The organism is Halomonas sp. DQ26W, assembly GCF_003339685.1.
Taxonomy (GTDB): Bacteria; Pseudomonadota; Gammaproteobacteria; order Pseudomonadales; family Halomonadaceae; genus Halomonas.
The window spans coordinates 26,664-35,485 of the sequence record NZ_QPKI01000034.1 but is presented as its reverse complement, the minus strand read 5'-3'; the positions used below and the strand labels follow the sequence as shown (position 1 = coordinate 35,485).

The following is an 8,822-nucleotide window of genomic DNA, read 5'->3' as shown; positions in this document are numbered from 1 at the left end:
GGCCGTCGGTGCCGTAGGCCACTTCGCTGAAGTCGATGGTGATGGTGGTCTCTTCGCCTTCGGCCAGCGGGGCGCCGTCGTCGCCCAGGGTCACGGTGACCGTCGGGGCGGTGGTGTCGACATCATAACTACGATCAGCATCGGCGCTGTAGGGGTTGCCCGCGTCGTCGCTGCCGGTCACTTCGGCGTTGACGCTGTCGTTGTCGGCCAGCAGGCTGCCCGGCACGTCGATGGCGTAGGTCAGGTCCTCGCCCACCAGACCGGTGAACTCCTGGCCGCCCACAGTCAGAGTAACGGTGTCGCCCTCGCGGGCGTCACCGCCTACGGTACCGGTGATGGTGATGGTCTGAGTGGCTTCTTCGCCGTTGATCACATCGTCACCGGCAATGGTGTCGATGGTGATGCTGGCCTCGGCAAAAGTATCCTTGACCGCGTCATCGTCTGCGGTCTGCGTTTCACCGGCTTGATCGACAACACTTGCATCAACGGATACGGGCCCATCGACCAGGTCGGTAAGGTCGATCTCCGCTTGATAGCTACCATCAGGATTGACCGTTGCTTCCGTAGTGGCTGTATTTCCCTCCTGGTCCGTTACTACGATGGTAATCGTACTACCAACCGGAACATTACTTGTCGTCCCGGTAATAGGCACTTGGGTAACGTTTTCGCTATTGATGTTGTCGATCGACACCGTGATGGAGCCAGGCGGCAACGGATCGGGCTCAGTTATCAGTTCCGGCTCTTCCTCCGCCTCAGCCACCAACAGCCCCGCCCCTTCAATTTCCGGCGACTCTTCGAACTCATCCTCCCCGAACTCGAACGCCAGCGGGTCGACGTTTTCGGCGATACGGGCCAGTTGGACGAATGTGTGGCCGCCATCGGCGCCGCCGCCCGGGCCGGCACCGGCCGCGGTGGCGTCGAGCACGTCAAGCAGGTCGACGTCGTCATCCTCCAGGGCTGCCAACAGTGCTTCCAGGTCTTCGTCCAGGGCGCTGAACTCACCCATGTCCACAGGCAGGTCGGCATCGAGTTCAGGTGTCATGGCGACGACCTGGCCACCCTCGATGACGGTCGGGTCCAGGCTGTCGGCAAAATCGAGTTCGACGCGACCATTATCGGAAGTGATTAGCGATTCGCCCTCGACCAGGGTGTCACCCACGCGAAGTTCACGCATGTTGCCATCGGCATCACGCGCCCACGCCTGACCGGAAATGGATACGACAGTAGCAATGCTCATGGGTGACTCCCCGCGACTTGATCATTATTGGCGCCTGAACGGGTCGACTGGGAATATCCAGGGCAGCCCCATTACTGGCTTATACCGTCACATTAGGTTACGAAACGTTGCATTGATATTGGACCGATGGACAGAAACATTGACGAGAAACGCCCGACAGAATGAACGGGCGAATTAATGAGCAACAGCGTAGAAAAATGCTTAGGATCAGTGGCTTGGATCGGCTATGTCGACTTCCTGCTGGGAAAGACGCAGCACCAGCTGCATGCGGTCGCGAATGCCAAGCTTACGGAATATCGCACCGAGGTGGGCCTTGACGGTCCGTTCGGTGATGTCGAGTTCACGGGCAACTTCCTTGTTGGTCCTGCCCTCGGCCACGGCGACCGCCACCGTGCGCTCCCGCTCAGTCAACGCTCCCAGAACGTCACCTTGCATGCGCGCCCTGCCTCCCAGCGCCTTGAAGGTGCCCCCGACCACACTAGTCAAGAGTTCGGGCAACACCCAAATACCCTGGTTGGTCGTGACGAGCGCAACCTGGCGCAGCAGTGTTGCAGGGGAAAGCGCGTGAGCATAGCCGCGAGCACCGGCAATCAGGGCCAGCGATGCTTGCGCGGGGTCCGGGGTGTAACTCAGCACGACCAGGATGGCACCTCGGTCAGCGAGATCCCTGACCAGGGTCTCCCAGCCGTCGAGATTGCTCATGACCCATGCCATGTCTCCCCGCCCGACCTGCTCCATCGCCTGTGTCGGTCCTACCCAGCTCGACTCGGGAAATGCCATTCGCCAGCGAGGAATCTCGTCGCGCCCGTGACAAACGAAGAAATGTACCATCAACGCTCCCCCATAGAGTCGCTCCATGCCCGAAGAACGGGCTTGAGCAAATACTGCATCACAGTGCGCTTACCGGTCATGATGTCTACCTGGGCCGTCATGCCGGGAATAACCAGGAGATCGCTGCCCAGGTCCTCCCCATCAAGCGTTCTCACACGCACCAGGTAAAAGGTGTTGTCATTCTCGTCGGTGATGGTGTCGGCACTGATATGGTCGAGTTCAGCCTCGAGTCCACCGTAGATAGCAAAATCGTAGGCGGTCAGCTTGATCGTTGCCGGCTGGCCGGGGCTCAAAAAGGCGATGTCCTGAGGAGCGATACGCGCCTCGACAAGCAGCTGATCGTCACTGGGAATGATATCCACCACCTCTTGCCCGGGTTGCACGACCCCACCCAAGGTGGTGATAGCCAGGCGCTGCACAACACCATCAACCGGGGAGCGCACCTCAGCCAGGCGAACCCGGTCTTCCAGGCCAACACTGGATTCGACAAAGGCACCGAGATCACCGATGGTCTGGGCCAGGTCGTTGCGCCATGCGCTGCGTCGTTCTGCACCGAGTTCACGCAGCTGGGTGCGCGCCTCCTCAACGGCCGCTTCGAGTCGAGCGACCGCGGCCGCCGCCTGATTGCGCTCGCCTGTAGCCCGCGAGACCTCACGCTCGAGTCTGAGGATGTCCACTTCTGATACCGCCCCGGACTGCAGCAGCGGCCGGGTCAGGTTGAGCTCCTGACTCGCCATGTTGGCTTCGCGCTGAGCAGTGTCGCGACGCGCCTTGGCTTCGTTGAGCTCTTCCTCACGCTGACGTATGCGGTCACGCAGAATACTTTCCTGCTCGCGCAGTTCCTCTCGTCGGCTTTCGTAGACTTCGCGCTCCTGGTCCACGATTTCGGGCACTTCATTGCGCAGCTCTTCATCGGGATTGAAGGGCGTGTCGGTGACCAGGGCTCGCAGTCGCTCGGCTCGGGCTCGCAGTGCCATCGCCTGGGCTCGGTTTTCACGAAAGTTGGCTATGAAGCGAGTCGGGTCGATGCGCATGAGCACTTGTCCTGCCTCGACGAACTCCCCTTCACGCACTTCGATATCCTGCACCACCCCACCATCGAAGGATTGTACCTTCTGCAACTGAGAAGAAGGGATCACCCGCCCGGTTCCGCGTGTCACCTCGTCGATGGAAGCGAAGTACGACCAGGTGATCAGTGCCGCCACGGCGAGGAAAAAAGTATAGAGGAAGGCCCGCGCTCGAATCGGGTCCTGCTGCATGCGCGCCCAGTCAGCATCGCTCGCCCAGTCTCGATTGAGGTGAGCCGATGTAACGCGACGAGCGAAGAGACGGTCGATGAATGGCCGAAACGGTTTGCCGCCTACCTCGGAAAAGCGCCCGATCGCCTCGAACCCCTGCTGTTCGGCCGTAGGCCCCTTTACCTTGGCCATTAGCTGGCCCTCCCGATCTGTCCCTTGCGCAGTGCCTCCACCACCTTGTCACGGGGACCATCGGCAACCACTTTGCCGGTGTCGATGACGATGATGCGATCGACCAACGACAGTAATGACGTACGGTGCGTAACCACGATCATGGTCTTACCTTCTGCATAGGACTGCAGGCTCGCCTTGAAGCTCTCCTCGCTGGCATGATCCATGGAGCTGGAAGGCTCATCCAGCAGCAGTATCTGGGGGTCGTGAACCAACGCCCGTGCAATAGCAACGGCCTGGCGCTGCCCTCCGGAAAGCGACTGGCCACGCTCACCTACCTGCAGGTCCACGCCGTGGGGATGGGTGTTAACCAGACTCTGCAAGCCAGCCAGTTCGATCGCACGCAGCAGCGCTTCATCATCCACCCCATCGCTGCCACCGCCCGCCACCACGTTATCGCGCAGCGAACCGAAGAACAGGCTGACATCCTGGGGAACGTAGCCGATATGGCGCCTCAACTGGATGGGGTCAAACTGACGAATGTCGACGCCATCAACCAGTACAGCACCGCTGGTAGGCTGATAGAGGCCCAGCATCACCTTGTTGAGTGTCGACTTGCCACAGCCGACCCGGCCCAGTAACGCAACCTTCTCGCCGGGCTCGATCTTCAATGAGATATCACGCAGGGCATCGCGCTCCTCTTCCGGATAGCGCAGCGTCACCTTATCGAAACGGATCTCACCGCGGATGACCGGGCGGCTGATGAATTGCTTCCCTTCGGGCCGCTCCACCGGTCGCTCCATGACGCCATTGAGCGACTGCAAAGCCGTTGATGACTGATGGTACTGCGCCAGCAACGCCGCCGCCTGGCTAACCGGTGCCATGGCCCGGGACGAGAGCAGATACGCCGCGATCAGGCCGCCCTGGGTCAGCTGGCCATCAATGATCAGGTAGACACCGATGATGATCACGCTGACGGCAACGCTGTGCTGTGCCCACTGGGCCACGCTGGTCACGGAGGAGCTGACCAGGCGTAATTGAGCCGCCGTACGCGACAGGAAGGCGCTCGCCTTCTCCCAGGAGCCCTGGATACGGCTTTCGGCACGTAGCGTCTTGACGGTTTCCAGGCTTGAAATCGACTCCACCAGGGTGGCATTGCGCTGCGCACCGATGCGCCACGTGGTTTCGGAAAGCTCATGCAACTTGCCCTGCGCCGCCATGGCGTAGAGCAGCACGAAAAGGATGCCGACAATGACAGGCAGCACCAGCGGCGGACCTATCAGGGCAATAATGCCGGCGAAAAGCAACACGAACGGCAAATCGACCAGGGAGACCACCGTCGCCGAGCCGATGAAGGCCCGAACCGACTCGAAGGATTGCAGGGTGGCGGCAAAGGAGCCCGTGGAAGCCGGCCGTGCCTCCATGCGCAGGCCAAGCACCCTGGTCATGATGGAGGACGATAGCTTTACGTCGGCCCGGCTAGCCGCGAGATCGACAAAGGCATTACGCATCAGGCGCAACACAAGGTCGAAGCAGAGCACGACGAAGATACCGGCTGCCAGGACCCAAAGTGTTTCTGTCGCCTGGTTGGGCACCACCCGGTCGTAGACATTGAGCACGAACAGCGGCATCGCCACGGCAAACAGATTGATCAGGAAGGAACCGATGATGACGTCGCGGTAGAGCTTGCGGTTCTCGCGAATAACGCCCCAGAACCAGTGGCGAGCCCGCTGCCGTTTCACTTCCGGACCGCGTTCATCGAAACGGAAACGCGGACGCACATAGATGGCCTGGCCGCTGTAACTGCCGATCAAGCCATCGAGATTGACTTCGCTGACCGCTTCTCCCAATTCGGGGAAGATAACCTGAGCCTGCCACGCCTTGATGTCCAGGGCGACGAGCACGCAGGCCCGGCCCGGCTCGAGCAGCAGGACGACAGGGAAGAGAGCCGGATTGAGTTGTACCAGGCGGCTCTTGACGATTCTTGCCGTCATACCTGCCCGGGTGGCGGCGCGAGGAAAGACCCCGGGCGTCAGCCTGCCATCCTCGAGTGGCAGGCCCGCCGTCAGGGACTCGGCAGTGACGCCATGGTCATGCACCAGGGCGATGCTTTGCAAACAGGCGAGCAGTTCATCACGCACTGCGGATCGCGCCGACTCCGGTGCCGGTTCAAGATTTTCCTTTAGGGTCACAGCCACCTCTTGCGAAAGCGGGAACGATGCAGGCTGCAGCGGACATGCGCCCTGTCATCAGGCAATGGCCCGGCCGTAACCGGGCTCATAGGGAGTGCATTGCTCGTCCCTAGCCACGCACCACATAAGCACCGTGATATCCCATCTGGCCGAGCCGAGCCTGGAACTCAGCCAGTTCGCGAGTATCGATCGGCCCCAGGCGGACCCGATGCAGGCCGGAACCGCTGGCGAGAGTAACGGGACGCTCCAGCGCCCGGCTCAGTTGATCACGCAAATCGGCAGCCGAGGACTCCCGTGACAGCGCAGCCACCTGCAAGAACACCGCATCCTCCATAGCGGCAACTGCTATATCAAAACCCTTGGCGCCAGCCAGAGCCTGCGGGATGCTGGCGTACAAGCCCGTCCCGAATGCCATCTCGGTCGCCTCCTGAGCCACGGGAATCGGTACACTGCCGAACACGGCCTCGGCCTGCTGCCCTTGCTGCTGAAGGCGGCTGGCACTTTCCTGGCGTGTCTCCAGGGTTACCTCGACACGGCGATTCTGCTGACGGCCCTGCACCGTATCGTTGCTGGCGATAGGCTGACGGGAACCGTAGCCCCGTGTTTCGATCAGGTTGCGCGGCACGCCCTGGCTGACCAAGTAGTCGGCGACACTGTCGGCTCGGCGCTGAGACAGCGGATCGTTGATGGCATCGGTGCCAGTGCTGTCAGCGTGGCCGGCAATGAAAACGCCACCGAGATTTTCCCGGTCACGGATCTGGGTGACCAATGTATCGAGCTCATTCCTGGCGATCGGGGTCAGTACGGCGCTATTGACGGCGAACAGGGCATCGGCAGAGAGGGTCACATCCGGCCCCCGGACGGGTGCCGGGATGCTGATGCCACCGGTCAGGTCCGCCAGGGTAAAGCCGGCCGGACCCTGCACTGGGCAGATCACACTAGGATCTCGCTCGACACCGTCGCTGCCCATCTCGGCCAGGGTCGGCATGTCGTCGCGCACCACCCCCAGCACCTGCATCAGTTGCCCCATGGCCGCCAGCGTCCGCGCATCGGCGAGCACGACGTCATATTCGGCATTGACATAAGCGCGGCTGGACTCGAAATATTCGTTCTCACTGTCCAGCACGTCGAGCAGCGTACGCTCACCGATATCGAACTGCTGCTGGTAGGCGCCGCGAACCCGGTCGATGGACTGGCGATGCTCGTTCAAGTACTGCATCTGCTCGCGCAATCGTTGGGTGTCGTTATAGGCGATCTGGGTGGTCTGCCTGATATCGTTACACGCCTTGTCACGCAGATTGACCGACTGCTCGACACGATCGCTGGCGGCACGGAAAGAGGCCAGGTCGCTTCCACCACGGTACAGGTTCATGCTCGCGACCAGCTCGATGCTGTGCTGGTCGCGACGCCCTGCGATGCCGCTTTCGTTGTTGGTGCCGGCACGGCCTCGCAGGTCCAGCCTGGGCTGGAAATCCGCCCGGGTTCCCGCTTGTTCGGCGCGTGACGCTTCGATATTCTCGATGGCGGCGTGGAACTCCGGATTCCCCTCGAAGGCCATGTTGACCGCATCGGTGACCGAAGGCGGCAGGCGGTCGTCGAGCCGTGGCGCCGGTGCCAGGTTCTCGGCAGGCAGGGAGCCGACGATACGCTGGTACCGCGCCGTCACATCGTGCAGGTTGGAGGCTTCGGTCATCAGGTTGGACTCGGCCAGCGCCAGGCGACCGGATATCTGCTGGAGATCGACCCCACGACCGGCGCCGGAACGCACCCGGTCCTCGATCTGATTGAATACCCGTCGATGGTCCGCATAGTTATCCTGGGCCAGACGTACCAGATCTCGATATCGGCTGACATCCAGATAGGCTCGCGCTGCCTCGAGCGCCACGTTCTCGCTGGCACCCAGCAGCTCGTAATAGCGCACCAGCTTGGCGCGGTCCAGTCGCTCGACCTCGCTCCGCGTGGCGAAGCCATCATAGATCATCTGGTTCAGCGTCAGTTCGGCGAAATCCGTGTCGTAGCTGCCGCGCCCATCCCCGCTGTCTTCACGACCGATCCCGGCCGTCACATCGATTCTGGGCAGGTAGTTGCCTCGTGCCACACTCACATCGTGCCCGGCAGCACTCAGTCCGTTCCAGGCCGCATGTACTTCAGGGTTGGTGGTGAGTGCCTGACGTATCACCTGCTGCAGGTCGGCAGCCCCCGGGGCAGCCATGCCCGACGGCAGACTCTGCGCAACGGCGGCAGTAATCGGCATTAGCGTCAAGGAGGAGCCCAGCACGATGGCCTTGGCCAGAAAGCGGGCACGTGGTAGGTCGGTTTTCTTTTTCATGGCATTCCCTTCTCATGAGTTCGGACGCATGACATGCGGGCTGGTCCGGCTTGAAATATCTTTTGATTTGTTATTGTTTCGGGGCTCACCCGGCCAAAGCGGGTGGTGCATCCTTTCCCGATTCCTTTTGGAACCTGTTCTACCGCTGACGTCGGGTGGCACTTATATGAGCCTTTTAGTACTAAGTTAACCAACCGACAAAATATGACACATCACAGCCTTTTTACTGATGAATATTGCTTTGTAATATAGCGTAACCGAGCTTGACATTTTGTCCAACAGATTCCGTGTAAACGCTTTTTCACTTTGTCGCCACACTTCAGCCAGGGCAACGCCCGGCGGCGCCCCAGGCGAACCCCGGACCGAGTCGCGCCTATCCTTTCAGGCCTCTCCCGACCGCCGTCAAACATGCTATCGTCAGGCCATCACCGACACGGCCATCACCGACACGGCCATCATCACAAGGAGACCGTCATGTCCGCATCGGAAATTCAGAAGACTCGCGTGATCAATGAATTGCGCGGGTTCATCAAGAAGCTTCTCCAGGAACCGCAGATCCTCGAGCAGTCGCTCACCATCGCAAGGCGTCACCTGGTGGAGGACAACCAAGAGGGGGTCGTGTCTCGCATCGCCAACGAAATCTCCGACACCACCGGCATCCATATCCCCGATGATCCCGCAGATCACTCCGAAGCCGACAAGTTGTTCCTCGAGCTACTGAAGGAGGTAGTAGGCGAGGAGCAAGCGCTCTACTGAGCCCTGCCATCCGATACCCGTACCCTTTCCGGAGCAGCGCTCCAACAGCGGACTTTTCCTGCCGTGGC

Annotated in this window: 6 protein-coding genes; 1 reads left to right on the top strand and 5 read right to left on the bottom strand. The window is 60.9% G+C overall.

The features are described 5' to 3' along the window. The 5 genes from DU490_RS15295 to DU490_RS15275 form a co-directional block, all read right to left on the bottom strand. Window positions 1-1,237 (bottom strand): retention module-containing protein (locus DU490_RS15295; RefSeq protein WP_114575137.1); only part of this gene is annotated, 1,237 nt, incomplete at its 3' end. Window positions 1,238-1,444: 207 nt separating this feature from the next. Then, window positions 1,445-2,068, bottom strand: a complete 624-nt coding sequence (locus tag DU490_RS15290; RefSeq protein ID WP_114575136.1) for a response regulator transcription factor — start codon at window positions 2,066-2,068, stop codon at window positions 1,445-1,447. Continuing rightward, window positions 2,068-3,498: an HlyD family type I secretion periplasmic adaptor subunit gene (locus tag DU490_RS15285; RefSeq protein ID WP_114575135.1), complete on the bottom strand. Its 1,431-nt coding sequence runs from the start codon at window positions 3,496-3,498 to the stop codon at window positions 2,068-2,070. The genes DU490_RS15290 and DU490_RS15285 overlap by 1 nt, the downstream gene beginning before the upstream one ends. Continuing rightward, complete coding sequence (locus DU490_RS15280; protein ID WP_114575134.1) at window positions 3,498-5,669, bottom strand: type I secretion system permease/ATPase; 2,172 nt, start codon at window positions 5,667-5,669, stop codon at window positions 3,498-3,500. Before DU490_RS15280 ends, DU490_RS15285 begins: the two co-directional genes overlap by 1 nt. Before the next feature lie 109 nt (window positions 5,670-5,778). Then, window positions 5,779-7,998 carry a TolC family outer membrane protein gene (locus DU490_RS15275; protein ID WP_114575133.1) on the bottom strand — a complete coding sequence of 740 codons (2,220 nt, stop codon included), beginning with the start codon at window positions 7,996-7,998 and terminating at the stop codon, window positions 5,779-5,781. A gap of 474 nt (window positions 7,999-8,472) precedes the next feature. On the opposite strand from DU490_RS15275, the gene DU490_RS15270 reads away from it, so the two are divergent. Further along, window positions 8,473-8,754, top strand: coding sequence for a hypothetical protein (locus tag DU490_RS15270; RefSeq protein ID WP_114575132.1), 282 nt, complete (start codon window positions 8,473-8,475; stop codon window positions 8,752-8,754). The last annotated feature ends 68 nt before the right edge of the window (window positions 8,755-8,822 follow it).